Here is a 25,555-nt window from a genome sequence, read left to right as displayed (position 1 = left end):
ATGGCTAAACCTCTTCTCATCTGCCTGATGGGCCCGACCGCCTCGGGCAAGACCGATCTTGCCATCGACCTCGCCGCACAGCTGGACTGCGAGCTGGTGAGCGTGGATTCCGCCCTGGTCTACCGCGGCTTGGACATCGGCAGCGCCAAGCCGGATTACCCACACCACCTGGTGGATATACGCGACCCCGCCGAACCCTATTCCGCCGCCGAGTTTGCCGCTGATGCCACGCGCCTGGCGGCCGAAATCACCGCCCGCGGGAAAATCCCGCTGCTGGTGGGCGGCACCATGCTTTACTTCAAGGCCTTTCTCGAGGGCCTGGCACAGATGCCGTCGGCGGATGCCGCCATTCGCCGGGAGATCGAGGCGGAGGCCGCGGCGCATGGCTGGCCGCACGTTCACGCGCAGCTGGCCGAGGTTGACCCACAGGCCGCCGCGCGCATTCACCCCAATCATTCCCAGCGCCTGACACGGGCCCTGGAGGTGTACCGGGCCAGCGGCCGCAGCCTGAGTGACTGGCACCGCGAGCAGGCCGCTGGCCCGGATCCGTTTGCCACCTATGATATCCGCCAGCTGGCGATCTGCCCGCGGCCGCGCAGTGTGCTGCACCAGCGCATTGCGCTGCGCTTCGAGCTGATGCTGGAAGCGGGCTTCCTCGACGAGGTGCGCGCCCTGTACCAGCGCGGCGACCTGCATGCAGACCTGCCCGCTATCCGCGCGGTGGGATACCGGCAATTGTGGCAGCACCTGGCGGGTGAGTGCAGCCTGGAGGAGGCGGTGGACAGGGCGGTGGCGGCGACCCGGCAGCTGGCCAAGCGGCAGCTGACGTGGCTGCGCAAATGGCCTGATCTTGCATGGATATACACCGATAAAGAGGGTAACCTCGAGGAAATGCTGCTGCCACCGCATGTTGAGGCCGGCGCGGGGAGCGCCCGTGGGTCATCCGCCGCGGCCGCCAGCGCGTATGCTCTTTCATCGGTGACATCAGTGCTTGAAGGTGCCTTGAACTATTTGCAGGGCGACCCCATGTAGTTTGTCGCGGATGCACTATACTGTGCAGAGCGGTATCGAGGGCCCGTCATCCTGTTTGCTGACCCGGGGCGTGATTACACGGGTAGCGACGGGGCAAGAAGGCCAGTTTTTTATTTTTTTCGGCTCGAGTTGAGCCTCCAGGAGAAATAGCTATGTCAAAAGGGCACACGCTACAAGACCCTTACCTGAACATTCTGCGTAAGGAACGCGTACCGGTTTCCATCTATCTGGTTAATGGCATCAAGCTGCAGGGACAAATCGAGTCTTTCGACCAGTTTGTCGTGCTGCTGAAGAATACGGTCAGCCAGATGGTGTACAAGCATGCGATTTCCACCGTGGTGCCAAGCCGCGTGGTGCGCCTGCCCATGCAGCACCCGCCGGAAGAGGGCGGTGACAGCTAGGCGATGCGTTCCCGGCCGCCACGGCGGCCGTATACAATTCCCCACCCGAGGTAAGTTTGTTTTTTGATCGACCCGATTCCGGGGAGCGAGCCGTGCTCGTGCACCTGAATCTCGACAGCGAATCCGAGCGGGAAGACCCCCGCGAATTTGAAGAACTCGTGCTTTCGGCAGGAGGGGACCCGGCTGCCTACCTCATGGGCCAGCGCAGCGCGCCGCACCCGCGCACCTTTGTCGGCTCCGGCAAGCTGGAAGAGATACGCGAAGCCGTGGCTTTGCACGAGGCCGAGGTGGTGATGTTCAATCACAGCCTCAGCCCCAGCCAGGAACGCAACCTGGAACAGGAACTCAAATGCCGGGTGCTGGACCGCACCGGGCTGATCCTCGATATTTTTGCCCAGCGCGCGCGCACCCACGAGGGTAAGCTGCAGGTTGAGCTGGCCCAGTTACAGCATATGAGCACCCGGCTGGTGCGCGGCTGGACCCACCTGGAGCGGCAGAAAGGCGGTATCGGCCTGCGCGGCCCGGGTGAGACCCAGCTGGAGACCGACCGACGCCTGCTGCGCGTGCGCATCAAGTCCATCACCGCGCGCCTGGAAAAGGTGCACAAGCAGCGCGAGCAGGGCCGCCGCTCCCGCCGCCGGCAGGAGATTCCCACGGTGTCGCTGGTGGGCTATACCAACGCCGGCAAGTCTACCCTGTTCAATTACATTACCGAGTCGGGTGTGTACGCTGCCGACCAGCTGTTCGCCACGCTCGACCCCACCCTGCGCCGGGTAGAGCTGGATAATGTCGGCCCCGTGGTGCTGGCCGACACCGTGGGCTTTATCGCCCATCTGCCGCACAAGCTGGTGGAGGCCTTCAAGGCGACACTGGAAGAAACCCTCAACGCCGACTTGCTGCTGCACGTGATCGATGCCGCCAGCGATGAGCGCGAGGACAATATTTTCCAGGTGCACGACGTGCTCAGCGAGATCGGCGCCGACCAGATCCCGCGGCTGGAAGTGTTCAACAAGCTCGATCTATTGGAGCAGTCACCGCGTATAGATAGAAACGCTGACGGGCGGCCCGAGCGCGTCTGGCTCAGCGCCGCCACCGGTGAAGGTGTGGAGCTGTTGCTGCAGGCGGTAAGCGAACTGATCGGCCAGGACATGGTCAACGAAGAGCTGGAGCTGACCCCGGAACAGGGCAGCCTGCGCGCCGCCCTCTATCGACTGGGTGCGGTGGAGGCGGAAAACTACAGTGATGACGGCGTGGCCCACCTGCAGGTGCGCCTGCCGCGCGCAGACTGGAACCGATTGATGAAAAAGGGCCCGGAACCCTTGTTTTAGCGGCCGCGAGCACTTCGCCGCGGGGCAGGAAAATCCGAAGCACCCTGTACCGGTCGACACAGGGTGCGAATATGACATCGACAATGCTAGACTCTTCCGACTTTGAACACAGGAGCTGACTATGGCCTGGAATGAACCGGGTGGCGGTAACAACAAGGGGCCTAACGATCCCTGGGGTGGTGGCAACCAGGGTCCCCCTGACCTCGACGAGGCGCTGAAGAAACTGCAGGAAAAAATGGGCGGGCTGTTTGGCCGCAAGCCCGGTTCCGGCGGTGGCGGTGGCGGTGGCGGCGGTGGTCCCGCCGTGTCGGGCGCACTGTTTGGTGTGCTCGCCATCGTGGCGCTGGTGATCTGGGCCCTGATGGGTTTCTACCAGATCGACGAGCAGGAGCGCGCCGTGGTGCTGCGTTTCGGTAAGTACCACGAAACCGTGCAGCCGGGCCTGCAGTGGAACCCGCCCCTGATCGACGAAGTCATCAAGGTCAACACCACCAAGGTACGTGCGGCCAGCTTCCGCGAAATCATGCTCACCAAGGACGAGAACATCGTCGAGGTGAACATGTCTGTACAGTATGTGATCAACGATCCCGACAAGTTCGTGCTCAAGGTGCGCGACCCCGAGCGCTCGCTGCAGCACGCGGCGCAGAGCGCCCTGCGTCACGTGGTCGGTGAAACCGTGATGGACCTGGTGCTGACCGAAGGTCGTGCGCGTATTGCCGGCGATGTCCAGCAGCGCCTGCAGGCTTACCTCAACACCTATGAGACCGGCATCCTGGTGAGCAAGATCAACGTCGACGACGCCAAGCCGCCCAGCCAGGTGCAGGCCGCGTTTGATGACGTGATCAAGGCCCGCGAGGACGAGGAGCGCGTGAAGAACGAGGCCCAGGCCTACGCCAACGGCATCGTGCCGGAAGCGCGTGGTGCCGCCCAGCGGGTGATCGAGGAAGCCAGCGCCTACAAGGAGCAGGTGATCGCCAACGCCCAGGGTGAGGCGGATCGCTTCGGCAAACTGCTGACCGAATACCGCAAGGCACCCGAGGTCACGCGCGAGCGTCTCTACCTCGACGCGGTGCAGGGCGTTTACAGCAACACCAGCAAGGTGATGGTAGATGTGGAGGGCGGCAACAACGTGATGTACCTGCCGCTGGACAAGCTCGCCGAGCAGAGCCAGTCACGCGCCATGCGCGCACCGGGCCTGGATACCAATTCGCTGCGCGAAATCACCAACGCCGTAACTGAACAGCTGCGTCGCGATGCCGCGAACGGCAGCACCGCACGCAGGGGAGGTCGCTGATCATGTCCAGCCGTAATATGACACTTTTGATTGGGTTGGCCCTGGTGGTGTTCATCGCCAGCAATGCCCTGTACGTGATCAAGGAAACGGAACGCGGCGTGCTGCTGCGTTTCGGTGAGGTGGTAAACCCGGATATCAAGCCGGGCCTGCATGTGAAGATTCCCTTCGTCAACAACGTACGCAAGTTCGACGGCCGGGTGCTGACGGTGGATTCACAGCCCGAGCGTTTCTTCACCCAGGAGAAAAAAGCGCTGATCGTGGACTCCTACGCCAAGTTCCAGGTGGCCGATACTGCCAAGTTCTACACCGCGACCAACGGTGAAGAGGCGCGTGCCGCGGGCCTGCTGGCCCAGCGTATCAACGACGGCCTGCGTAACCAGGTGGCCGTGCGCACGGTGCAGGAAGTGGTTTCCGGTGAACGTGACCAACTGATGGAAGACATCACCACCGAACTCAACGAGGTAGCCCTGAAGGAACTGGGGGTGCAGGTGGTAGACGTGCGGGTGAAGAAGATCGACCTGCCGCCGGATGTTTCCGAGTCGGTGTATCGGCGCATGAACGCCGAGCGTGAGAAGGAAGCGCGCGAGCTGCGCTCCCAGGGCCAGGAGCTGGCCGAGGGTATCCGCGCCGCCGCCGACCGCGAGGTCACGGTGATCAGCGCCAACGCCTACAAGGAATCTGAGCAGATCCGTGGTCAGGGCGATGCCGAGGCCACGCGCATCTACGCCGATGCCTTCAACCAGGACCCGGAGTTCTACTCCTTCACGCGCAGCCTCAAGGCTTACCAGGAGTCGTTCAGCGGCCAGGGCGATGTGTTGTTGCTGCAGCCTGACAGCGAGTTCTTCCGTTACCTGAAAGACCCGCAGGGCGGTAAATAAGCCCCGGGCGGGTTACCTGCCATGCTCGCGGCTGTAGCCGCTCCTACAAGGTGCAGCGCACCAACCCCGTAGGAGCGGCCACAGCCGCGATAACCCCCATCCCAAACCGGAAAAAATCACGGGTAATACCACGATACATTGTGGTAGCATTCCGCAACCGTGGGACTCGTCGTTTGCGCTGCAGACAATGGGCCCGCGGTTTTTTGTGTCCGGCAGATTCTGGGGAGCAATTTTGGATTTTTGGCAGGTATTCCCCGCAGCCCTGGCACTGGTGTTGATCATCGAGGGGCTGATGCCCTTTATCAGCCCCAACCACTGGCGCAATATGCTGGCACTGGTGGCGCAGATGGATGATCGCGTGATTCGCAGGATCGGTTTCGGCAGTATGATGCTGGGCGTGATCCTGCTTTACCTGGTGAATTAAAGGCCCCGCATGACATCGGTTGATCGCTGGCAGCTGCCCGACGGCATAGAGGAAGTCCTTCCCGCGCAGGCCGCTACCGTGGAAGCGCTGCGCCGCCGCCTGCTGGACCTGTTCCGCAGCTGGGGCTACGAACTGGTGATCCCGCCGCTGGTGGAATTTACCGACTCCCTGCTCACCGGCCTGGGCCAGGACCTGGACCTGCTGACCTTCAAGCTTACCGACCAGCTTTCCGGCCGCAGCATGGGCGTGCGCGCCGACATCACCCCGCAGGTGGCGCGCATCGATGCCCACAGCCTGGCGCCGGACGGGGTCTCGCGCCTGTGCTATGCCGGCTCCACCCTGCACACCCGGCCCAAGTCACTGATGGCCTCGCGGTCGCCCATCCAGCTGGGCGCCGAGCTCTATGGCGATGACAGTGTCGCCGCCGACGTGGAAATTATTCGCCTGATGCTGGCGACGCTCGACGCCGCCGAACTGCCGGCCCGGTACACCCTGGACCTGGGTCACGTGGGCATTTACGAGGCGGTGCTGGACGCGGCGGAACTGGATGACGAACAGGAAGCGCGCATCTTCGACTGCCTGCAGCGCAAATCCGTACCGGATCTGATGCAGGCGCTGGATGACGTGCCCGAGGACATTGCCACCCTGATCATCGGGCTGGTGGACCTGCACGGCGATGACAACGTGCTACTGGCCGCCCGCGAACTGTTTGCAGACCGCGCCCCCCGGGCCCTGGCCGCCGTGGATGCGCTGCAGGACGTCGCCACCGACCTGCGCCACCAGCGTCCCGACCTGCCGATCTATTTTGACCTGGCCGAACTGCGCGGCTATCACTATCACACCGGCATCGTGTTCGCCGCCTACGTGCCCGGCCACGGCCAGGCGCTGGCCAATGGCGGTCGCTACAACGGCGTGGGTGAAGTGTACGGTCGGTCCCGCCCGGCCACCGGCTTCGCCACCGACCTGAAAGCGTTGATGAACCTGCTGCCGGCGAGCGCGTCCGGCCAGGGTGCCATCAGCATGCCCGATTCGGATGACCTGGAGCTGCTGGCAAAGGCAGAGGCCCTGCGCGCCAGCGGCGAGATCGTGATAAACAGTCTCGGCGCAGGACGCGACCCGCGCTGCGATCGCGAGTTGGTTGAAATAGAGGGTGAATGGCAAACCCGGCCCCTGTAGGAGCGGCCACAGCCGCGAAAAGGTTGGGTAAGCAAGGCCGTGCCCGGTAAACAGGCATGGCCATCGCGGCTATAGCCGCTCCCACAAGGCCGTTCGTGCGCGAGTCATTGTAGGAGCGGCCACAGCCGCGAAAGGGTTGGGTAAGCAAGGCCATGCCCGGTAAACAGGCATGGCCATCGCGGCTATAGCCGCTCCCACAAGGCCGTTCGTGCGCGAGTCATTGTAGGAGCGGCCACAGCCGCGAAAGGGTTGGGTAAGCAGGGCCGTGCCCGGTAAACAGGCATGGCCATCGCGGCTATAGCCGCTCCCACAAGGCCGTCCGTGCGCGAGTCATTGTAGGAGCGGCCACAGCCGCGAAAAGGTTGGGTAAGCAAGGCCGTGCCCGGTAAACAGGCATGGCCATCGCGGCTATAGCCGCTCCCACAAGGCCGTTCGTGAGCGAGTCATTGTAGGAGCGGCCGCAGCCGCGATCAGCTCGCTGCGCTGAAACAGGCTGGAATAGAGAACACACGCCGGATAGCCATTGCCACCACAGGCAACGATTATCCGCCAGAACCGGAAACATAGAAGCCCGCCGCCGGCGGAATGGAACAGAGCTAAAACATGAGCAAAAACGTAGTCGTGCTCGGCACCCAGTGGGGTGACGAGGGCAAGGGCAAAATCGTCGACCTTCTCACTGACCAGGCCAGCGCCGTGGTCCGCTTCCAGGGTGGCCACAACGCCGGCCACACGCTGGTGATCGAGGGGGAGAAAACCGTGCTGCACCTGATTCCCTCAGGCATCCTGCGCGACCACGTGCAGTGCCTGATCGGCAACGGTGTGGTGCTGGCGCCCGACGCCCTGCTCAAGGAAATGGGCGAACTGGAAGACAAGGGCGTGCCGGTGCGCGAGCGCCTGAAGATCTCTGCCGCCTGTCCGCTGATCCTGCCTTACCACGTGGCCCTGGACCAGGCCCGCGAGGCGCGCCGTGGCAACGAGAAGATCGGCACCACCGGCCGCGGTATCGGCCCTGCCTACGAGGACAAGGTGGCCCGCCGCGGCCTGCGCCTCGGTGACCTGCAGCACAAGGAGCGCTTCGCCCGCAAGCTGAAGGAGGTCATGGATTACCACAACTTCGCGCTGGAGCACTATTACCGCACCGAGCCGTTGGACTACGACAAGGTACTGGCCGACACCCTGGCCATGGGCGAGCAGCTCAAGCCGATGATCGCCGATGTCACCGCCATCCTGCACCACCTGCGTGAAACCAATGCCAAGATCATGTTCGAGGGCGCCCAGGGCTCACTGCTGGACATCGACCACGGCACCTACCCCTTCGTGACCAGCTCCAACACCACCGCCGGCGGCACCGCCACCGGTTCGGGCTTTGGCCCCCTGTACCTCGACTACGTGCTCGGTATTACCAAGGCCTACACCACCCGCGTGGGCTCGGGGCCGTTCCCCACGGAACTGTTCGACGCCACCGGCGAGCACCTGGCCAAGAAAGGGCACGAGTTCGGCGCCACCACCGGGCGCCCGCGCCGCTGTGGCTGGTTCGATGCCGTGGCCCTGCGCATCGCGGTCAACATCAACTCGGTCAGCGGTCTGTGCCTGACCAAGCTGGACGTGCTCGACGGCCTGGAATCCATCCGCATCTGCGTGGGCTATGCCTGTGCCGACGGTAACCCGGTGCCCAATCCGATTGATTCCGACGACTACGACGGCCTGTACCCGGTGTATGAGGAAGTGCCCGGCTGGAACGAATCCACCCTCGGGGCGAAGACCCTGGAGGAACTGCCCCAGGCGGCGCGCGACTATATCAACAAGATCGAGCAGGTCGTGGGCGCGCCCATCGATATCATCTCCACCGGCCCGGACCGGGTGGAGACCATCGTGCTGCGCCACCCCTTCGAGGCCTGAATGCCCGATGGCCCGGTGATTCCCCGCCGCGCTAACCCGCGGCCGTCACCGCCGGGCAACGTCCCCCAGCACCGGCTCGCAGCCGCTGCAATTTCCCCTTTACGGCCGCGGTTTTTGGCTATACTGGAGAGGGATAGTCTCCAAGGGGAGGGTACAGGATGTACCAGAACATCATGCTCTTTGCCGTGCTCGTGGTGCTCGCGATGGTGGTCTTTCGCGTTTACCAGTCGTGGCAGACGGAGAAATCGCGCAAGCCTGCGGGCGCCGGTGCGCTTGACTCCAGGAGCAACAGCAAGACCAGGGCCAAAGGCAAACGGCACCAGCGCAAGGATGCCGACACCCAAACCGAACCCTACCACTGCGTTACGCTGGTGGGCGATTGCCCGGCGCTCAAGTCCTACAAGAACAAGCGTTTTCTCGCCAGCAACGCGCCGCCACTGCCGGTCCCGGACTGCACTGCCGCACGCTGTAACTGCCACTACACCCACCACTCTGACCGCCGCAAGCCCAAGGGCGACCGCCGGGCTCTTGGCCGCCTCGCCGAGGAGCAATACGTGCTGGTGGGCAACGAAGAGCGGCGCAAGACGTCCCGCGGCCGCCGCAAGACCGATGTCGGCTGGGCGAGCATCGACGAGTGGAGCAAGATGTCCTAGGCCGGTGGCTGCCCCGTGAGCGGGGTCTGTGGCCTGCTGTACCTTGATGGCCGCCCGGCGCAGCCAGCCCCGGTTCGCGCCATGCTCGATGCCATGGACTACCGCGGGCCGGACGGCCTGCACCACGCCTGTATTGGCCCCGTTGCACTGGGCCAGGCCCGCTTTCATATAACCCGCACCGCCGCGCGCACCCCGCTGCCGTATTCCGTACCCGGCGCCAACCTGCACCTGGTGTTCGACGGCCGCCTGGACAACGCCCCCGAACTGGCACAAAGCCTGGGCCTGGCTGCGGACACGCCGGACCCCGAATTACTGGCCGCGGCCTACCTGCGCTGGGGTGATAGCTGCGCCGCGCAACTGGACGGCGATTTTGCCTTTGCCATCTGGGATGCGGGACGCGAGCGCCTGCTGTGCGCACGTGACCACACCGGCACGCGGCCGTTCTACTACCACCTGGGCAAGCACTTTTTCGCCTTCGCGACCGAACTGCCGCCACTGCTGGACCTGGCCGAGGGCGCGCTGCAGCCCAACCAGGACATGGTCACCCAGTTCCTGGCCCAGTGCTGGGTGAGCAATGAGGACACCTTCTGGCAGGGCTGCAAGCGCCTGCCGCCGGCGCACACGCTGCTGGTGGAGCAGGGCCGTATTGCACTGCAGCGCTACTGGCAGCCGGATTTCCAGCATACCTTGCACTATCCCAATGACAGCGACTACCGCGAACACTACCTGGAGCTGATCACCGACATCGTGCGCCGGCAAACGCGCAGCGATTACCCGGTGGCCTTCGAAGTCAGCGGCGGCTTGGACTCCTCGGCGCTGTTTGCGGTGGCCGATGACCTGCACCGGCACGGCCGGCTGCAGGCGCCGGATATCGCCGGCTATACCCTGGACTTCCGCGGCTGCGGCGATGCCGACGAGGTGGCCTATGCGCAGGCGGTGGGGCGGCACTGCGGGCGCAGCATCGAGTTGGTGGCGCCGACATACCAGTCGCTGGACTGGTACCTGCAGCGTGGCAAAACCCGGGGCGAATTCTGCAACGCGCCCAACGGGGTGATGACTATGGGGCTGTTTGCGCAGGCCGCGCGCAATGGCAGCCGCGTGCTGTTGAATGGCACCGGTGGCGATGAATGGCTGGATGGCGGCGACGCCGCCTACGCCGAGGCGCTCGGACGGGGGCGGGTCACGATGCTGTGGCGTTTGTTGCGCGATCATGCGGGGCGCGACGGCTGGCCCTACGCGCTAAGTCGCCTCGCGCGCGGCGGCCTGGGTGGCAACCTGCCCCCGGCATTCAGGCACGCGCTGCGTGATTTGCTCACTGCCGCCGATGAGGACGAGGAGCACCTCGCGCCGGAGATCATTCAGCACCTGCGCAGCCTGCAGGCAACACAGCGGGCCGCATTCAACCAGGCGCCAACGCGGGTGCATTGGCAGCGCCCCCTGTGGCACCAGGCCAATAACGCCTATGCCCTGCTGGCCCACGAAACCATGGAGGCGCTGGCAGCTGAGTCCGGGCTCGACATGCGCCGACCCTACTGGTCCAGGCGTGCGGTCGATTTTTCGATCAGCCTGCCGCGCGGGGTACTGAATCGCCCCGGGTACAATCGCAGCCTGCACCGCGACGCCATGGCAACGTTGCTGCCGACGGAGATTCTGCAGCGCGAAGACAAGGCCGAATTCTCCTTCACGTTTCGCGGCCTGACGGCGGAGCTGGCCGGCCTGGTCAAAACCTCAGGCTTGCCCACCGGCGCGCGCTGGGTGCAGCCAGAGGCCTTCGATGCCCGTTTACAGGCAGCCCTTGCCGGCCCGGCGGGTACAGCTGACTGGGCCCTGTGGTTCCTGTTCAGCTGTATGGCCGCGCAGCAACGCGCCGCTGCGCCAATTGTCAAGCAAGCAGTATTGCGTTAGATTGCGCCCCAGGACAAGACGAAAAGGTGGCGCTACGCCACGGGGCACTATGAGCAAGAAAACAGACAGCCAGGCACCGCGACAGCCGGTCGATAAGACCAGGGCCACCTATTCCAGCCCGCGTTTGACCCGCTTCGGCCCGGTACAGGGCCTGACCCTGGGCTCGGGTGGCAGCCTGGGCGACGGCGGCGTGAATATGAATCGGGCGGACATGCAGATGATGATGTGACAGCCCTGGTTTGATGCCCGGCCGGCTTCACGCCTGAACGGGTTTTTCCTGACCGGAACCTTCCACCAACACACCCTCTCGCATCTCCAACACCCGATCCGCCAGCGCCAGGCTCGCCGGTCTGTGCGTAATCAGAATCACCGTCTTGCTGTGCAATACCTGGTGACACTCCTCAATAAACCGCGCTTCCCCCGCCGGGTCGAACATGGCGGTGGCCTCATCGAGAATCAGCACCGCCGGGTCGCGCAGCAGGGTGCGCGCCAGTGACAGCCGCTGGCGCTGGCCGCCGGACAACTTGATGCCTTCGTCGCCGATCAGGGTCTGGTAGCCCTGCGGCAACGCCTCAATGAATTCATCGGCATGGGCGGCACGCGCCGCGCGCTCGATGTCCTCCGCCGAGGCCTCCGGGCGGCCGTAGGCGATGTTCTCCATCACCGTGCCGTTCAGCAATTGCACGTGCTGGGCGACCAGTCCCACCTGTTGGCGCACGCTGGCGATGGAGGCCCCGGCGATATCGATGCCGTCGAGATACACGGCCCCGGCGCTGGGGGCAATAAAACGCAGCAGCAGGTGGGCGGCGGTGGATTTGCCGGCACCGTTGACCCCGGTAATGGCCACTGTCTCCCCGGCGGCAATATGCAGGTTGAGGCCGCGCAGTATCGGCTCGCGCTCCGGGTAGGCGAAGCTGACCTTGTCAAAGCGCACTTCACCGCGCACCTCGCCCAGGGCTTCGCCCGCATCGAGATCTTCCCCCTGCTCGCGGAAAAAGCCGATCAACCGTTCTGCCGAACCGCGCACGCGCTGTACCTGCCCGTACACCCCGGCCAGGGAGCTGAGCGGCGACATCAGCAAACCGGCATACAGCAGCAGGCTGACCAGGTCCGCCGGTTCCAGGCTGCCTGCGGCAATACGCTGGCTGCCCAGCCACAACAGCAACAGTATCCCCAGTCCTGCGAGCAGGTTCACCGCCGGCGACAGCAGCGCCTGCCTGCGCAGTTGCCTTTGGGCAATGGCCAGCAGTTGCTGGTTGTCGCCCTGGAAATGCTGCTGCTCCAAACGCTCGCGGCCGAAGGCCTTCAGCGCCGGCAGCACGGCCAGGTTTTCCTCCGCGCGGGCCACCAGCTGGCTGTACTGGTCCATCCACGCGCGGGCCAGCGGGCGGATCTCGCGGCCGATGATTTTCATGGCCAGGAAGTAGGCCGGCAGGCCGATGATCACCGCCAGCGCCAGGGTCGTGTCCAGCCGCGCCATCATCACGAAGGCACCGAGCAGGGTGAGCAGTGTGGGCAACAGCGGCAGCAGGGTGCCGGTGACAAAGCCGCTGACTTCATCGGCATCGCTGGTGAGCAGGCTCAGCACCTGGCCGCGTTTGCGCGCCTGGTGCCAGGGCAGGGGCAGGGCCTGCATGTGCGCGTACACCCGGTCGCGCAGGCCGGTGGCGACCTTTTCCCCCACCATGCCCAGGTAGTAGGTTTCGGCCAGGTTGACCCCGGTGCGCAACACCATCACCGCGCCCCAGGCCACCACGATCCACAGCAGCGGGTACACCTCCACCCCCGGCTCGGCGAGGATGCTGCGCGTCAGCTGGCCGGCAAACAGCGGGATCAGCAGGGTCAGCACCGTGCCGGCCAGCATCAGCAGCACGCTCAGGGCGAGCGCCCGGGGCGGCGGGGTGATGTGGCGCAGCAGTTCTCTCATGGCGGGCCGAAGGTGTATGCAAAGCGCAAGCCTACACAAAGCCAGCGCCCCAGCGCCAGCACCGCCGTGGTGGATCTCACGCCCGGCATTTGCATTGCCCCCCTTGCCTCGCGAATAATCGCCACTGGCAACCGCATCGGGCGACCATGAGTTACGCAGAAGTTACCTCCCACCAGAGTATGGTTTACGACGCCCGGCGCAACGCCGCCTACGTGCGCGCGCTGGAACAGCTGGTCACCCCGGATACCGTGGTGCTGGACATCGGCGCCGGCCTCGGCGTGCTGGGCCTGTTTGCCGCGCGGCTGGGTGCGAAGCACGTGTACCTGGTGGAGCCGGAACCGGTCATCGAGGTGGCGCGCCAGGCGGCCAGGGATTCCGGGCTGGATAACGTGACCTGCCTGCGCGCCCGCGTGGAAGAGGTGCAGGAGGACATCCAGGCGGATGTGCTGATCTCGGTGTTCACCGGCAACCTGCTGTTCGGTGAAGACCTGCTGCCCTCCCTGTTTTACGCGCGCGACCGTTTCCTCAAGCCCGGCGGCACCCTGCTGCCGGATACCGCGCGCATCCTGGTGCGCCCGGCCTCGGCGCCGGCGGTGTACCAGGACAAGGTGGAGACCTGGGCGCGCTACGGTGACTTTTGCGCCGACAACCAGTTGCCCGCAATCGACTACAGCGCAGCGCGCCCCTATGCCGCCAACACCCTGCTGTATGACGTGGGTGGCGACAAGCAGCCCGTCACACCGCTGGCGCCGGCGGCAGAACTGATGGTCCTCGACCTCGCCCGCGCAGACCGCGCCGGCGGCAAGGCCAGCGTCAGCGTGCAGGCCGGGCAGTCCGGCACCCAGCACGGCTGGCAGGGCTGGTTCGCCATGCGCCTGCTCGACGAGTGGTACGACACCAGCCGCGCCGCCGGCCCCACCCACTGGAGCGAGGTGTTCCTGCCCCTGGCCGAGCCCCTGTCACTGCAACAGGGCGACACCATCGATTTCACCCTCAGCCGCCCGGAATACGGCGAGTGGAGCTGGATCACAAGCCACCAGGGCAGCAGCCAGCGCCAGAGCAGCTTCCTGTCACTGCCACTGAAACCGGCAGACCTGATGAAGCGCGCCGAAGCCTACCAGCCGCGGCTGGGCGAAAAGGGCAGGGCGGTCGCCTGGGCCCTGCAGCACATGGACGGCAGCCGCAGCAGCGCCGAGCTGGCGCAGGCCATCACCCGCCAGTACCCGGGCGCTTTCGCCACCGAGCGCGAGGCCCTGCAGTTTATGCGCGCCCTGGCGCAGCAGTTTGGCTGAACCGTGCCCGGTAAACTCAGCAGGTTTCAGTCTCTCGACGCTGCCGACAAGTGGTTCCTGCTGCGCGCCACGTGGCTGCTCGGCTGTGCCCGCCTTGCCATTCTCACCCGCCCGTTCAAGCGCCTGGTGGCCTCACTGGAACACCTGCCGCAGCCGGTCCCTGCTGCTGAACCCAGCGCAGAGCAACTGCAGGCCGCCAGCCGCATGGGTTACCTGGTAGCGGTGGCCGCCAACCACACGCCGTGGCAGAGCACCTGCCTGGCCCAGGTGCTGGTGCTGCAGCGGCTGCTGGCGGCGCAGGGCATACCCGGCCAGTTTTACCTGGGCGTACGCCGCGGCTGCGAGCGCAGCGCCGACCCCACCGGGCTTTCGGCCCATGCCTGGCTGCAGTGCGGGGCGCAGATTGTGAACGGCGGGGCAGGGCACGAGGCTTTCACCGTGGTGTCCACGTTCCGCTGGGGCGCTTCACATGGCTGAGCAGGTGCTGTACGGCGTGCCGGTGCGCACGGGCTTCGAGTTGTTCGCGGCAGCATCTGCGATGGCCGGTTTTACCGAGCAGGCGCCGCTGCAACTGCGCGAGTTGCCTGCGCAACAGCCCCTGCCGACACTGCCGGAAACCTTCTCGCTTTACCACGCCCACAATCGCGACCTGTCCCTGCAAAGCGATCGTGCGCTGGCGCACAGTGTGGCGGGCCAGTCATGGCGCATGGATGTCAACGACGTGGTGAGTTTTCACTGGCGTGGTGGCGACAACCTGGTCCATTACCAGTGCCATGCACTGGGCACGCAGGAGCGGCTGGTGTTCTGGTTTGTGCACATCTTCCTGCCGCTGTATCTCACCCTGGAGCGGGGGCACGATTTCCTGCATGCGGCGGCGGTGGAAGTGGCGTCGCGGCCTGTGCTGTTTGTGGCCCCCTCTACCGGCGGCAAATCGACACTGGCGGATTATTTCCTGCAACAGGGCCACCCGCTGCTCTCCGATGACAAGGTCGCCACCGTGATGCACGGGGGGCAGTACTACGCGGTGCCCTCGCACCCGCACCATCGCCCCTGGCGGGAATACGAGGTGTTGGGCGACCGGGTGCAGAACTTCGCCACCCGCGCCAGGCCGATTCACGCGGTTTACCTGCTTGAGCAGGGCGAGCCGGACGCGGAGATAGCCATCACCGAGGTCACCGGCTTTCGCAAGTTCGAGGAACTGATCCCCAACTACCTGTACAGCTTCCGCTTCCTGCAGGAGCAGCGCATGCGCTGGCTGGCGCAACTGGCCGACAGCATTCCCGTGTACCGCGTGCACCGCCCCTGGAACCTGGAGCGCATGGACGCCGTATACCGGGCCCTGCGCGATCACGCCGCCGGGGTGGGAGAGGGCTGCGCCAGTGGCCCGCTCAGGGGGCAAACAGGGTCATCAGGGCCGGAATGACGGTACTGGCGGCGATGGCGGCAAGAATCCAGCGCTGCAGTTTCAGTTCTCCGCGAATGTCTGCCATGCGCAGGTACAGATCGGAAACACGGTTCTCGAACCTGAGATCCTGCGCTGCAAATCGGGCATCCAGGGCCCCTTCGAGGTGATCCTTTGTTACCAGCGAATCCATGTTGTATACGAACGCTTCCGCCATCAGTTCCGCCTGCGCTTCCGCCTGTGTCTCGGGTACGCCCGCCTCTTTCAGCCGGCGGACGAACTTCAGTGTATCAAACGCGATTGCGGCCATACCATAATCTCATGTTACCCGTATGATCATGCAGGCCCTGGGCTCACGCCACATCAAACCCGTTCGCTTGCGATCAAAACTGTGCAGGATGCCGCGCCGGCACCGTGAATTGTGCCGCTTTACCCTCCCGGCCTTGCCCCCTATCATGGCGAGGACTATCAATGCCGCTACGGAGAGCCGTCATGATCAACGCTCGTAACCTCATCGCCGCACTGGCCCTTGCGCCGCTGGCCGCCGTGGCCGCGATGTCCGATGGCGAGGCCACCCGGGCCGTGCAGGACGCACTGGCCGGTGGGCAATCTGCCGACAGCATCATCCAGATGCTGCGCGATGACGGGCGCACACTCGACGCCGCCACTATGCTGGCCGTTGCCGCCGCTTCTGTGGAGAACCAGCCCGCACTGGCCAAGGCCGGTATCTGCGCCGCCACGGACAGCACCGAGGCCGAGCGGATCGCCGCCGACCTGTTGACCGAACTCAGCGGTGACATGGTCGACACGGTAGAGTCACTGGTTGCGAGCTACGACACCGGCGGCTGTGACGATGACGACGAGGACCTGCGCCCACCGCCGTCTTACGCGCCCACCGATACCAGCCACGGTGGCGGCACGCGCCCCGGCGGCGGCCTGTTACCGCCCGGTAGCCCTGCGTCCTGATCCCGCAGCACCCAACCCCCAAACACCCCGTCGCCGCTCCCCCTGTAGGAGCGGCTGCAGCCGCGATCACCCCCCGCAAAAACCAAACCATGATTTCGGGCCAGGGCACTAAAAATATCGCGGCTGTAGCCGCTCCTACGAAGCACAGCGCTTTAGAGGGCGCACTGTTCGCCGCCTTCATGGCGATCCTGGTGTGGGCGCCGCTGCCCTTTGCCTCCAACCGTGAATGGGCCGGCTCCCTGCTCACCCTGCTGCTGGCCGCCGTGGCCGCCGCCTGGGTGGCCCTGTGGCTGGCCGGCAGGGCGCAGGTCCACCCGCGCATCTGGCGCCGCGCCAAAGTGCCGCTGTACATCCTGCTGGCAGTGCAGGCCTGGGTGCTGCTGCAGATTACCCCCTTGCCCCCGGCGGTCATCGAGGCGCTCTCGCCCCGGGCGGCGGCCTGGCATGTGCGCGAGGGCTGGCTCACGCTGTCACTGGACTGGGCCGCCACCCACTACTACCTGCTGCGCGGCTGCGGCATCACCCTCGGGTTTTTCCTGATGCTGGCCCTGGTCAACAGCGAGCGCCGGGTGCGGCTGTTCCTGCAGGTGCTGGTGTTCAGCGGCACCGCGCAGGCGGCCTATGGCGCCTTCATGGTGCTCAGCGGCCTGGAACTGGGCTTCTTCGTGGAGAAGTACGCCGGCCGCGGCGTGGCCACCGGCACCTTCGTCAACCGCAACCACCTCGCCGGCTACCTGGTGATGTGCCTGGCGGCGGGCACCGGGCTGCTGCTGTCGCAGCTGTCGCGCCAGCGTATTCACGGCTGGAAAGAGCGCCTGCGCAGCTGGCTGCGGCTGCTGCTCAGCCCCAAGTTCCGCCTGCGCCTCTACCTGGCGGTGATGGTGGTGGCGCTGGTGCTGACGCGCTCGCGCATGGGCAACGTGGCCTTTTTCAGCGCCCTGGCCCTGGCCGGCTGCGTGGCCCTGTACAGCGGGCGCCGCTTCTCCTGGCGCATGGTGGGCTTTCTCGCCAGCCTGTTCGTGGTGGACATGATCATCCTCGGGCGCTGGTTCGGGCTGGATAAACTGGTAGAGCGGCTGGAAGGCCTGGAAGGCAAGGCCGCGGAGGAGTTCTCCCGCTACTGGATGGACTTCTACACCCTGGATTACATCCGCGCGTTTCCTTTCACCGGCTCCGGGGGCGGCTCCTTTTACGGTATTTTCCCCAACTTCCAGGGCGAGCAGCTGCGCGGCTTCTACCTGCACAGCCACAACGACTACCTGGAGTTCAGCGCGGAGCTGGGCCTGCCGGCGGCGCTGGCGCTGGTGGCCTTTGTGGCGCTGTGCCTGTGGCAGGCGGTGCAGGTGCAGCGCAAACGGCACCACCCGCTGTACCGCGGGGCCGGTTTTGCGGTGACCATGGCGGTGATCTGGGCCGCGATTCACTCCACGGTGGATTTCAACCTGCAGATCCCCGCCAACGCGCTCACCTTCGTAAGTTTGCTCGCGCTAGCGTATATTTCCGGAAACTTGCCGCGAAACAAGGCTTTATAGGCGAAAACTTAGGCAAATTGTGACCTATCACCGTTCAATTCCCGTAAAATCAACTTTATAATTGACAAAACATGAGAGGGGCACGTGGCGGCCCCCACTGGGACCAGGACGTGAAACGTTATACTTTAGCAGTGGTCACCGTAGGGAACCTGTGTGCCCAGGGCGCACTGGCGGTGGAACCGGCGCCGATCAAGGCGGGCCCGGTCTACATCGTGCCCACCGTGAAAGCCGAAGCGCGCTACGTGGACAACATCTTCCGCAGCGCCCGCGATGAAAAAAGCTCCTGGGTTTCCGACGTACGCCCCCGCGTGCAGGCCTGGCTGAAAAACGGCAACAACACCTATTCCCTGGCCTATGAGCTGGCCGACTACCGCTACTTCTCCAGCCACGACGACGACTACACCGACCACCGCGTCAACCTGGACATCCACCACGAGTTCAACGCCCGCAACACCCTGAACGCCTACGCCGAATATTTTGACGCCCACGAAGAGCGCGGTACCGGCCTGGCCGAGGGCGGCCTTGCGCAGCTCATCGACAAACCGGTGGAATACGAGCAATGGCGCTGGGGCGGCGATTACACCTACGGCAGCCGTAGTGCCGACGGCCGCCTGACCGTGGCCTACGACTACCTCGACCTGGACTACCAGAACTTCCGCGACGTCACCCGGTACCGCGACCGCGAGCAGGACACCCTCAAGGGCACCTTCTTCTGGAAAGTGGCGCCGCGCACCGACGCGCTGGTGGAAGTGCGCTACATCGACAACGAATACGACAGAATCAACCCGGCTGACCCCGGCGGCTCCTACGACAGCGAGGAGTGGAATTACTTCGCGGGTGTGGAATGGCAGGCCACCGCCAAGACCTCCGGCAGCGTGCGCCTGGGTTGGTACGACCGCAGCTACGACTCGCGCCGGCGCTCGGATGACGACGGCTTCTCCTGGGAAGTGGACGTGGACTACAAGCCGCGCAGCTACTCCAACTTCAACTTTGGCACCCGCCGTTTCAGCGAGGAGACCAACGGCCTCGGCGACGCCATCGACGTGGAGGAGTACCAGATCCGCTGGGACCACGACTGGAGTGGCCGCTCGCGCACCGAGGTCCGCAGCCTGTGGGGTGACGACGACTACACCGGCTACACCCGCGAAGACGAACGCTGGCAGCTGGAAGCGAAGTACCTCTACAACGTGGACCGCTGGTTCGACATCGGCGGCGGCTACCGCTACGAAGACAGGGATTCCGACCGGCCAAGCTTCGACTACTCCCGCAACGTGTACTTCATCGAGGCCGAGCTGAGCCTGTAAGCGCAGGCCTGCCCGCTTATGGCCATGCGCCCGCTTGCCCTGATTCCCCTGGCCCTGCTGCTGGCACTGGCCTGGCAGGCGCAGGCCAAGATGCGCCAGCACCTGGCCTTCACCCAATTGGAAACCGAAGTGAGCTTCTGGGGCCGCGGCGCATACCTGCCCACCGAGCGCACCCGCGAACGCACCGGCGCCGGCATCGAGCAACTGGTGGCCGCCACCCCGAAGGATGCCCGCGCCCACGCCCTGCAGGCCAGCCAGCTGGCCTGGGAAAGCTACTGGCAGCAGAGCGGCGCGCTGGCAAAAGAAGCCATAAAAGCCCAGAAACAGGCCCTGGACTGGCGCCCCGCGCACCCGCAGGACCAGCGTTTGATGGTAGAGTACCAATCCAGAAACAAGGCCATGTAGGAGCGGCCACAGCCGCGATAAGGTCGGTGCAATACACCAAGGTTGGGTTAAGGCAAAAGGACATCGCGGCTATAGCCGCTCCTACGGTCCGACCCAAACCCTGTAGGAGCGGCCACAGCCGCGATAAACCCAGAAAAACAAACGGTATTTGAAAAAACCAAAACCAAATCGCGGCTGTAGCCGCTCCAACAAGCAACCAGGAACCGCCCAACAAGCCCGACACCATGCCAACCACCGCCACCCATCGCCTTTTTGCCATTCTCACCCTGCTGCTGGCCGCCACCCTCAGCCACGCCCAGGAATCCAACTACACCCTGAATGCCGGCGACACCATCCGCATCTACGTGTACGGCGAGCCGGACCTCACCTTCCAGTCCCTGCTGATTGGCCAGAACGGGCGCATCTCCTACCCCTTTCTCGGTGAACTGAAGGTCTCCGGCAAAACCGCCTCCGAGGTGCAGGACCAGATCACCAACGGCCTCAAGCCCGATTACCTGGTAGACCCGCGCATCTCCGTGAGCATCGTCAAATACCGGCCCTTCTTCGTGAACGGCGAGGTCAAGAGTCCCGGCGGGGTAGACTTCCAGCCCGGGCTCACCCTGCGCAAGGCCGTGGCCCTGGCCGGCGGCTTTACCGAGCGCGCCAACCGCAAGGAGATACTCGTTATCGCCGACAGCGACCCCGAGCGCAGGGAAAAGAAAGTGGGCCTGGAATACCAGGTACAACCGGGCGACATCTTCACCGTGCAGGACACCTTCTTCTGATGAACCAGCCACCCGACATGCCCGCCACGCCCGCTTCCAACCTGCCCAGGCACGCCGCGGCGATGCCGCAGCCAGGCGCGGGCCCGCAGCACCCGCAGGACGACGACTTCATCGACCTCAGCCGCCTGATCAACGCGGTGCTGCAGCACAAGTGGGCGATCCTCGCCCTGGCCTTTGCCATCACCCTGATCACCGGCCTGTGGGTGAACACCCAGGAGCCCACTTACCGCGCCTCCGCCTCGGTGGTGATCGAGGCCAAGCAGGGCAACCCGCTGGTGCCGCAGGACCAGCAGTACGCCTACAGCACCTACCGCGAGTACGACTACTTCCAGACCCAGTTTGAAATCCTCAAGAGCCGCAGCCTGGCGGAGCGGGTGGCGCGCAAACTGCAGCTGCACAAGCACGCCATCTTCCAGCCCAAAGACGGCGAGGGCGATGAGCCCGGCTTCAGCTTCAGCCTGAAGAGCCTGCTGCCGGCGCGGGAGCAGGAACCCCCGGTGCAGCTGACCCCGGAGCAAAAGGAAGAGCTGGAGATACAGGCCGCCGCCGCTTACATCACCGGCGGCCTCAGCGTGCAGCCGGTGGAATACAGCCACGTGGCCTACCTGAGCTTTGATTCCACCGACGCCAGGCTCGCCGCCACCATCGTCAACACCCTGGCGGAAGAGTTTATCGCCCAGGACCTGGAAACCCGCACCTCCGGCTCCATCCAGGCCACCGACTGGATGACCACCCGCCTGCAAGAGCTGACAAGCGACCTGCGCGAGAGCGAGCAGGCGCTGCAGGACTTCCGCGAGCAGGAAGGCCTGGTAGACGTGGACGGCGAGACCAGCCTCGGCGGCAGTGAGCTTTACGTGCTCTCCCAGCGCCTGGACGAGGCGCGCCGCGCCCGCATCGAGGCGCAAACCATCATGGAGAATGTGCAGAACATGCGCGGCGCCAGCGTGGACGAGCTGATGACCATTCCCGCGGTGCTGCAGCACGACGTGATCCGCGACATCAAGCGCGAGCAGGCCTCCGCCGAGCGCACCGTGGCCGAACTCGGCAAGCGCTACGGCCCCAAACACCCGAAAATGATTGCCGCGCAATCCGACCTCGCCGCCGCCAACGATTCCCTGGAGCGGGAAGTGCGCAAGGTGGTTTCCGGCATCAGCCGCGAGTACGAGGTGGCCCTGCGCAACGAACAGCAGCTGCAGGAAAACTGGGAAGCGCGCAAAAGCGAAATGCAGAACTTCAACCGCGTGGAGTTCCAGCTGCGCGAACTGCAGCGCGAGGTGAACACCAACCGCGAACTCTACGACGCCTTCTTCTCGCGCATCCGCGCGCTCACCGAGACCGGCGGTTTCGAAAGCCCGCACGCGCGCCTGGTAGACCGGGCCCTGCCGCCCGAGCGCCCCTACAAGCCCAATATGAAAATGAGCCTGGTGCTGGCCTTTGTGCTGGGCACCATGCTCGGCTGCGGCGTGGCCATCCTGCTGGACATGCTGGACAACACCATCAAGAAGCCGGAAGACGTGGGCGAGAAACTGCACGCGCCGCTGCTGGGGGCGATCCCGCGGGAGAAGCCCGCTGCCCACGGCTACATCCAGCACATCTGGGAGAAACCGCGCGGCGTGTTTGCCGAATCCATCCGCAGCATCCGCACCAGCCTGCTGCTGAACCAGCTGGATAACCCGGCGCGGGTGATCGTGGTGACCTCCACCGTGCCGGGGGAGGGCAAATCCACCCTGGCGCTGAACCTCGGCGTGGCCCTGGGGCAGATGGAGCAGGTGCTGGTGGTGGGCGGTGACCTGCGCCAGCCCGGCCTGGCTTCCAAGTGCGGCCTGGACCCGAAGCGCCCCGGCCTCAGCCACTTTGTTTCCGAGACCGCCAGCCTGGAAGAGTGCATCGTGCACATGGAAGACATGGGCGTGGACGTGATGACCTCCGGCCTGATTCCGCCCAACCCGCTGGAAATGCTGAGCTCACGCAAATTCGCCTACGCCCTGGAAGAACTGCGCCAGCGCTACGACCGCATCGTGATCGACTCCGCCCCCATGCAGCCGGTGAGCGACGCCCTGGTGCTGGCGGCGCTTTCAGACATTGTGATCTACGTGGTGAAAGCCGACGCCACCCCCGCCACCCAGGTGCAAAAAGGCATAGACGCCATCCTCGCCAACAACGAACCCCTGGCCGGCGTGGTGCTGAACCAGTTCGACATCAAGGCAGTCGGCAAGGCCCATTACCAATACAGCCACTACTACACCGCCGAAGAACCCTCGTAACCACGCCTGTAGGAGCGGCTACAGCCGCGATCACCCCACCCGCGATCACCCCCCACAATCACCAATAACCCCCCCCCCCGTCATTCCCGCGCAGGCGGGAATCCAGCCCCCCAAACCCATTGCACCCATCCCCAACAACACATACTCTTATGCAAACTCGAGAACGGATTCTCAAAATGCCCAGCCACTGGTACACGGTTCAATCCAAACCCCGGCAGGAAAACCTCGCCAGGCAAAACCTCGACCGCCAGGGTTTTACCACCTACCTGCCCCTCATCACCCAGCGCAAACGCCGCCGCAACCAGTGGACGCAGGTAACCGAACCCCTGTTCCCAAGATACCTGTTCATCCACGTTGACCCATCCCAACAAAGCCTGGCCCCCGTGCGCTCCACCCTGGGGGTAAGCCAGCTGGTGCGCTTTGGCCAACTGCTGCGCCCGGTGCCAGACGCGGTGATCGACTACCTGCGCGCGATGGAAACCGCTGATACCGGCGCGCGCGAAGACCACAGCCCCCGCTACCAGCCCGGCGACCGCGTAGAGATCCTCGAAGGCCCCTTCGCCGGCCTCAGCGGCGTGTACCAGATGCAGGACAGCGACCACCGCGCCCTGCTGCTGGTAGAACTCCTCGGCCGCTCTAACCCCGTCACCGTGGAACTCGACGCCCTCTCCGCCTGACACGCCGCCCCCGTAGGAGCGGCCACAGCCGCGATCAACCACCCCCACAAACCCAACCCCATCGCGGCTATAGCCGCTCCTACAACGCCATCACCCACCCCAATCCGGTAAATTTACACACCCCACTTCCCATTCCTACACCACTATGTTCAACTACTGAACAAACCAATAACAAACAAGCCCAACCCCGCCATGCCCGCTACAACAGGGTAGGGCGGTAGCGTCTCTGTCATCCCCGCGGTTTGTTTTGTTATCCCCGCGGATTGTTTCGTCACCCCGCGGCTTGTTTCGCCATCCCGCGGTTTTTACCCGTCATCCCCGCGGTTTGTTTCGTCACCCCCGTGGGTTTTACCTGTCATCCCCGCGGTTTGTTTTGTCATCCCCGCGAAGGCGGGGATCCAGTAAGATGCGGGATCCAGTAAGAAGCGGAATCCAGTAACAAGCGGGAATCCAGCAAAAAATATGACCGAAGAAGCCCAATACAAACTGCTGCGCCTGCTGGAACACAACCCGCATGCCACCCAGCGCGAGATCGCCGGTGAACTGGGCGTCAGCCTGGGCAAGGTCAACTACTGCCTGCAGGCGCTTATCAAGAAGGGCCTCATCAAAGCCAGGAATTTCAAAAATTCGCGCAACAAGGCCGCCTATCTCTATTTGCTGACACCGCGCGGCGTAAAAGCCAAAACCAAGATATCCCTCAGCTACCTGAACCAGAAGGTCGCCGAGTACGAACAGCTGGAAAGCGAGATCGCCAGCCTGCGTGCAGAACTGGGGCGCACAGCCGATGAAACCTGAACACTACACAAGCGGGGCTTATTGAGCGCATGACCAAGATCGCCGTGGTAGGTACCGGTTACGTGGGCCTGGCCAATGCCGTATTACTGGCCCAGCACAACGAAGTGGTGGCGCTGGACATCGACGCCGAGCGCGTGGCCCTGGTCAACCGCGGCGAGACCACCTTCGAAGACGCCGAACTGGCCCACTACCTGAAAGAAAAACCGCTTAACCTGTGCGCCACCACCGAGCCCGAACGGGCCTACCAGGGCGCGGACTACGTATTAGTCGCCACACCCACCAACTACGACCCGGATACCAACTACTTCGACACCTCCACGGTGGAAGCGGTGGTGGGCGAAGCCGCCCGCATAAACCCGCAGGCAACCATCGTGATCAAATCCACCATCCCGGTAGGCTTTACCCGGCAACTGCGTGAACAAACCGGCCTGAGCAACATCATCTTCAGCCCCGAGTTCCTGCGCGAGGGCAAAGCCCTTTACGATAACCTGCACCCCTCGCGCATCGTGGTGGGCGACAGCAGTGAGCGCGGCAAACGCTTTGCCGAACTGCTGGTACAAGGCGCAGAGAAAGAAGACATCCCTGTACTCCACACCGGCAGCACCGAGGCCGAGGCCATCAAGCTGTTCGCCAACACCTACCTGGCCATGCGCGTGGCCTACTTCAATGAACTGGACAGCTACGCCGCTACCCACGGCCTGGACACCCGCAACATCATCGAAGGCGTGGGCCTGGACCCGCGCATCGGCACCCACTACAACAATCCCTCATTTGGTTACGGCGGCTACTGCCTGCCCAAAGACACCAAGCAACTGTTGGCCAACTACGCGGACGTGCCCAGCAACATTATCCAGGCCATTGTGGATGCCAACTCCACCCGCAAGGATTTTATCGCCAATGAAGTGCTGAAGCTAAAACCAAAAGTGGTTGGCATCTACCGGCTGGTGATGAAGGAAGGCTCTGACAATATTCGGGCCTCTTCAATGCAGGGGGTGATGAAGCGGATTAAGGCGAAGGGGGTTGAGGTGGTGGTGTATGAACCGACGCTTGAGAACCAGGAATTCTTCGGTTCAGAAGTGATGCGCGATCTTGATGCGTTCAAGCATCGCAGTGATGTGATTATCAGTAACCGCAATCATGCTGAACTTGATGATGTGGCAGACAAGGTTTACACCCGCGACTTGTTTGGTGTGGACGGTTAACGGGCGATGAGAGTTCTTTCTGAGTGAGTGCCGCC

Annotated in this window: 25 protein-coding genes; 23 read left to right on the top strand and 2 right to left on the bottom strand. The window is 64.2% G+C overall.

What is annotated here, in order from left to right:
• The 11 genes from miaA to F0M18_RS17295 all read left to right on the top strand — a co-directional run bounded on the left by miaA (position 1) and on the right by F0M18_RS17295 (position 11,219).
• Positions 1-1,032 carry a tRNA (adenosine(37)-N6)-dimethylallyltransferase MiaA gene (gene miaA / locus F0M18_RS17345; protein ID WP_149612730.1) on the top strand — a complete coding sequence of 344 codons (1,032 nt, stop codon included), beginning with the start codon at positions 1-3 and terminating at the stop codon, positions 1,030-1,032.
• 152 nt (positions 1,033-1,184) lie between these two features.
• On the top strand, positions 1,185-1,433 hold the full coding sequence (gene hfq, locus F0M18_RS17340; protein ID WP_066052834.1) for an RNA chaperone Hfq: 249 nt from the start codon (positions 1,185-1,187) through the stop codon (positions 1,431-1,433).
• Between the two features lie 56 nt (positions 1,434-1,489).
• A complete protein-coding gene (gene hflX / locus F0M18_RS17335) occupies positions 1,490-2,761 on the top strand; it encodes a ribosome rescue GTPase HflX (protein ID WP_149612729.1) in 1,272 nt (423 codons plus the stop codon).
• A gap of 121 nt (positions 2,762-2,882) precedes the next feature.
• Positions 2,883-4,055: an FtsH protease activity modulator HflK gene (gene hflK / locus F0M18_RS17330; RefSeq protein ID WP_149612728.1), complete on the top strand. Its 1,173-nt coding sequence runs from the start codon at positions 2,883-2,885 to the stop codon at positions 4,053-4,055.
• A gap of 2 nt (positions 4,056-4,057) precedes the next feature.
• Positions 4,058-4,933: a protease modulator HflC gene (hflC, locus tag F0M18_RS17325; RefSeq protein ID WP_149612727.1), complete on the top strand. Its 876-nt coding sequence runs from the start codon at positions 4,058-4,060 to the stop codon at positions 4,931-4,933.
• A 232-nt stretch (positions 4,934-5,165) separates the two neighbouring features.
• Positions 5,166-5,357 (top strand): DUF2065 domain-containing protein, encoded by a 192-nt coding sequence (locus F0M18_RS17320; RefSeq protein ID WP_262500984.1) that lies wholly within the window; start codon positions 5,166-5,168, stop codon positions 5,355-5,357.
• 9 nt (positions 5,358-5,366) lie between these two features.
• On the top strand, positions 5,367-6,533 hold the full coding sequence (locus tag F0M18_RS17315; protein WP_149612725.1) for an ATP phosphoribosyltransferase regulatory subunit: 1,167 nt from the start codon (positions 5,367-5,369) through the stop codon (positions 6,531-6,533).
• A gap of 603 nt (positions 6,534-7,136) precedes the next feature.
• Entirely contained in the window at positions 7,137-8,432 is a 1,296-nt protein-coding gene (locus F0M18_RS17310; protein WP_149612724.1) for an adenylosuccinate synthase, read from the top strand.
• A gap of 158 nt (positions 8,433-8,590) precedes the next feature.
• Positions 8,591-9,085 carry a hypothetical protein gene (locus tag F0M18_RS17305; RefSeq protein WP_149612723.1) on the top strand — a complete coding sequence of 165 codons (495 nt, stop codon included), beginning with the start codon at positions 8,591-8,593 and terminating at the stop codon, positions 9,083-9,085.
• Between the two features lie 15 nt (positions 9,086-9,100).
• Complete coding sequence (locus F0M18_RS17300; protein ID WP_149612722.1) at positions 9,101-10,990, top strand: asparagine synthetase B family protein; 1,890 nt, start codon at positions 9,101-9,103, stop codon at positions 10,988-10,990.
• Positions 10,991-11,039: 49 nt separating this feature from the next.
• On the top strand, positions 11,040-11,219 hold the full coding sequence (locus F0M18_RS17295) for a hypothetical protein (protein ID WP_149612721.1): 180 nt from the start codon (positions 11,040-11,042) through the stop codon (positions 11,217-11,219).
• Positions 11,220-11,246: 27 nt separating this feature from the next.
• Here the strand turns inward: F0M18_RS17295 and F0M18_RS17290 are convergent, their stop codons facing one another.
• On the bottom strand, positions 11,247-12,917 hold the full coding sequence (locus F0M18_RS17290; protein WP_149612720.1) for an ABC transporter ATP-binding protein: 1,671 nt from the start codon (positions 12,915-12,917) through the stop codon (positions 11,247-11,249).
• Positions 12,918-13,063: 146 nt separating this feature from the next.
• Here F0M18_RS17290 and F0M18_RS17285 point away from each other — a divergent pair, with 146 nt between their 5' ends.
• The 3 genes from F0M18_RS17285 to F0M18_RS17275 are packed head-to-tail and all read left to right on the top strand — an operon-like array spanning position 13,064 to position 15,632.
• The gene (locus F0M18_RS17285; protein ID WP_149612719.1) at positions 13,064-14,209 is read left to right on the top strand and encodes a methyltransferase domain-containing protein; all 1,146 of its coding nucleotides are present in this window, start codon (positions 13,064-13,066) and stop codon (positions 14,207-14,209) included.
• A 3-nt stretch (positions 14,210-14,212) separates the two neighbouring features.
• On the top strand, positions 14,213-14,686 hold the full coding sequence (locus F0M18_RS17280) for a lasso peptide biosynthesis B2 protein (RefSeq protein ID WP_149612718.1): 474 nt from the start codon (positions 14,213-14,215) through the stop codon (positions 14,684-14,686).
• Positions 14,679-15,632, top strand: coding sequence for a hypothetical protein (locus F0M18_RS17275; RefSeq protein ID WP_149612717.1), 954 nt, complete (start codon positions 14,679-14,681; stop codon positions 15,630-15,632). Before F0M18_RS17280 ends, F0M18_RS17275 begins: the two co-directional genes overlap by 8 nt.
• Here F0M18_RS17275 and F0M18_RS17270 read toward each other — a convergent pair.
• Positions 15,598-15,921 (bottom strand): CCDC90 family protein, encoded by a 324-nt coding sequence (locus F0M18_RS17270; protein WP_149612716.1) that lies wholly within the window; start codon positions 15,919-15,921, stop codon positions 15,598-15,600. The two genes, F0M18_RS17275 and F0M18_RS17270, sit on opposite strands and share 35 nt — an antisense overlap.
• A gap of 182 nt (positions 15,922-16,103) precedes the next feature.
• Between F0M18_RS17270 and F0M18_RS17265 the strand changes: the two genes are divergently transcribed.
• From F0M18_RS17265 to F0M18_RS17225, 9 genes are all read left to right on the top strand, one after another.
• On the top strand, positions 16,104-16,577 hold the full coding sequence (locus tag F0M18_RS17265; protein WP_149612715.1) for a hypothetical protein: 474 nt from the start codon (positions 16,104-16,106) through the stop codon (positions 16,575-16,577).
• A gap of 89 nt (positions 16,578-16,666) precedes the next feature.
• Positions 16,667-18,109, top strand: coding sequence for an O-antigen ligase family protein (locus tag F0M18_RS17260; RefSeq protein ID WP_149612714.1), 1,443 nt, complete (start codon positions 16,667-16,669; stop codon positions 18,107-18,109).
• 110 nt (positions 18,110-18,219) lie between these two features.
• Positions 18,220-19,413, top strand: a complete 1,194-nt coding sequence (locus F0M18_RS17255; RefSeq protein WP_188109786.1) for an outer membrane beta-barrel protein — start codon at positions 18,220-18,222, stop codon at positions 19,411-19,413.
• A gap of 18 nt (positions 19,414-19,431) precedes the next feature.
• The gene (locus tag F0M18_RS17250; RefSeq protein WP_149612712.1) at positions 19,432-19,818 is read left to right on the top strand and encodes a hypothetical protein; all 387 of its coding nucleotides are present in this window, start codon (positions 19,432-19,434) and stop codon (positions 19,816-19,818) included.
• 224 nt (positions 19,819-20,042) lie between these two features.
• A complete protein-coding gene (locus F0M18_RS17245; RefSeq protein WP_149612711.1) occupies positions 20,043-20,582 on the top strand; it encodes a polysaccharide biosynthesis/export family protein in 540 nt (179 codons plus the stop codon).
• On the top strand, positions 20,582-22,846 hold the full coding sequence (locus F0M18_RS17240) for a GumC family protein (RefSeq protein WP_149612710.1): 2,265 nt from the start codon (positions 20,582-20,584) through the stop codon (positions 22,844-22,846). The genes F0M18_RS17245 and F0M18_RS17240 overlap by 1 nt, the downstream gene beginning before the upstream one ends.
• 176 nt (positions 22,847-23,022) lie before the next feature.
• Entirely contained in the window at positions 23,023-23,523 is a 501-nt protein-coding gene (gene rfaH / locus F0M18_RS17235) for a transcription/translation regulatory transformer protein RfaH (protein ID WP_188109785.1), read from the top strand.
• Between the two features lie 462 nt (positions 23,524-23,985).
• Positions 23,986-24,318, top strand: coding sequence for a MarR family EPS-associated transcriptional regulator (locus F0M18_RS17230; protein WP_149612708.1), 333 nt, complete (start codon positions 23,986-23,988; stop codon positions 24,316-24,318).
• A 29-nt stretch (positions 24,319-24,347) separates the two neighbouring features.
• Positions 24,348-25,520 (top strand): nucleotide sugar dehydrogenase, encoded by a 1,173-nt coding sequence (locus tag F0M18_RS17225; RefSeq protein ID WP_149612707.1) that lies wholly within the window; start codon positions 24,348-24,350, stop codon positions 25,518-25,520.
• Positions 25,521-25,555: the final 35 nt, after the last annotated feature.

The organism is Pseudohalioglobus sediminis (assembly GCF_008370495.1).
Classification (GTDB): domain Bacteria; phylum Pseudomonadota; class Gammaproteobacteria; order Pseudomonadales; family Halieaceae; genus Halioglobus.
The sequence above is the reverse complement of the archived record's forward strand: the minus strand, read 5'-3'. Positions and strand labels throughout refer to the sequence as shown.

Excerpts from the sequence above, each read along its gene's own strand:
- F0M18_RS17260 (WP_149612714.1), top strand. The coding sequence starts at position 16,667 with ATGATTTCGGGCCAGGGCACTAAAAATATCGCGGCTGTAGCCGCTCCT.
- F0M18_RS17265 (WP_149612715.1), top strand. The coding sequence starts at position 16,104 with ATGATCAACGCTCGTAACCTCATCGCCGCACTGGCCCTTGCGCCGCTG.
- F0M18_RS17275 (WP_149612717.1), top strand. The coding sequence starts at position 14,679 with ATGGCTGAGCAGGTGCTGTACGGCGTGCCGGTGCGCACGGGCTTCGAG.
- F0M18_RS17245 (WP_149612711.1), top strand. The coding sequence starts at position 20,043 with ATGCCAACCACCGCCACCCATCGCCTTTTTGCCATTCTCACCCTGCTG.
- F0M18_RS17240 (WP_149612710.1), top strand. The coding sequence starts at position 20,582 with ATGAACCAGCCACCCGACATGCCCGCCACGCCCGCTTCCAACCTGCCC.
- hfq (WP_066052834.1), top strand. The coding sequence starts at position 1,185 with ATGTCAAAAGGGCACACGCTACAAGACCCTTACCTGAACATTCTGCGT.
- F0M18_RS17270 (WP_149612716.1), bottom strand. The coding sequence starts at position 15,921 with ATGGCCGCAATCGCGTTTGATACACTGAAGTTCGTCCGCCGGCTGAAA.
- F0M18_RS17290 (WP_149612720.1), bottom strand. The coding sequence starts at position 12,917 with ATGAGAGAACTGCTGCGCCACATCACCCCGCCGCCCCGGGCGCTCGCC.
- F0M18_RS17315 (WP_149612725.1), top strand. The coding sequence starts at position 5,367 with ATGACATCGGTTGATCGCTGGCAGCTGCCCGACGGCATAGAGGAAGTC.
- rfaH (WP_188109785.1), top strand. The coding sequence starts at position 23,023 with ATGCCCAGCCACTGGTACACGGTTCAATCCAAACCCCGGCAGGAAAAC.
- F0M18_RS17250 (WP_149612712.1), top strand. The coding sequence starts at position 19,432 with ATGGCCATGCGCCCGCTTGCCCTGATTCCCCTGGCCCTGCTGCTGGCA.
- miaA (WP_149612730.1), top strand. The coding sequence starts at position 1 with ATGGCTAAACCTCTTCTCATCTGCCTGATGGGCCCGACCGCCTCGGGC.
- F0M18_RS17305 (WP_149612723.1), top strand. The coding sequence starts at position 8,591 with ATGTACCAGAACATCATGCTCTTTGCCGTGCTCGTGGTGCTCGCGATG.
- F0M18_RS17295 (WP_149612721.1), top strand. The coding sequence starts at position 11,040 with ATGAGCAAGAAAACAGACAGCCAGGCACCGCGACAGCCGGTCGATAAG.
- hflK (WP_149612728.1), top strand. The coding sequence starts at position 2,883 with ATGGCCTGGAATGAACCGGGTGGCGGTAACAACAAGGGGCCTAACGAT.
- F0M18_RS17285 (WP_149612719.1), top strand. The coding sequence starts at position 13,064 with ATGAGTTACGCAGAAGTTACCTCCCACCAGAGTATGGTTTACGACGCC.
- hflC (WP_149612727.1), top strand. The coding sequence starts at position 4,058 with ATGTCCAGCCGTAATATGACACTTTTGATTGGGTTGGCCCTGGTGGTG.
- F0M18_RS17310 (WP_149612724.1), top strand. The coding sequence starts at position 7,137 with ATGAGCAAAAACGTAGTCGTGCTCGGCACCCAGTGGGGTGACGAGGGC.
- F0M18_RS17225 (WP_149612707.1), top strand. The coding sequence starts at position 24,348 with ATGACCAAGATCGCCGTGGTAGGTACCGGTTACGTGGGCCTGGCCAAT.
- F0M18_RS17230 (WP_149612708.1), top strand. The coding sequence starts at position 23,986 with ATGACCGAAGAAGCCCAATACAAACTGCTGCGCCTGCTGGAACACAAC.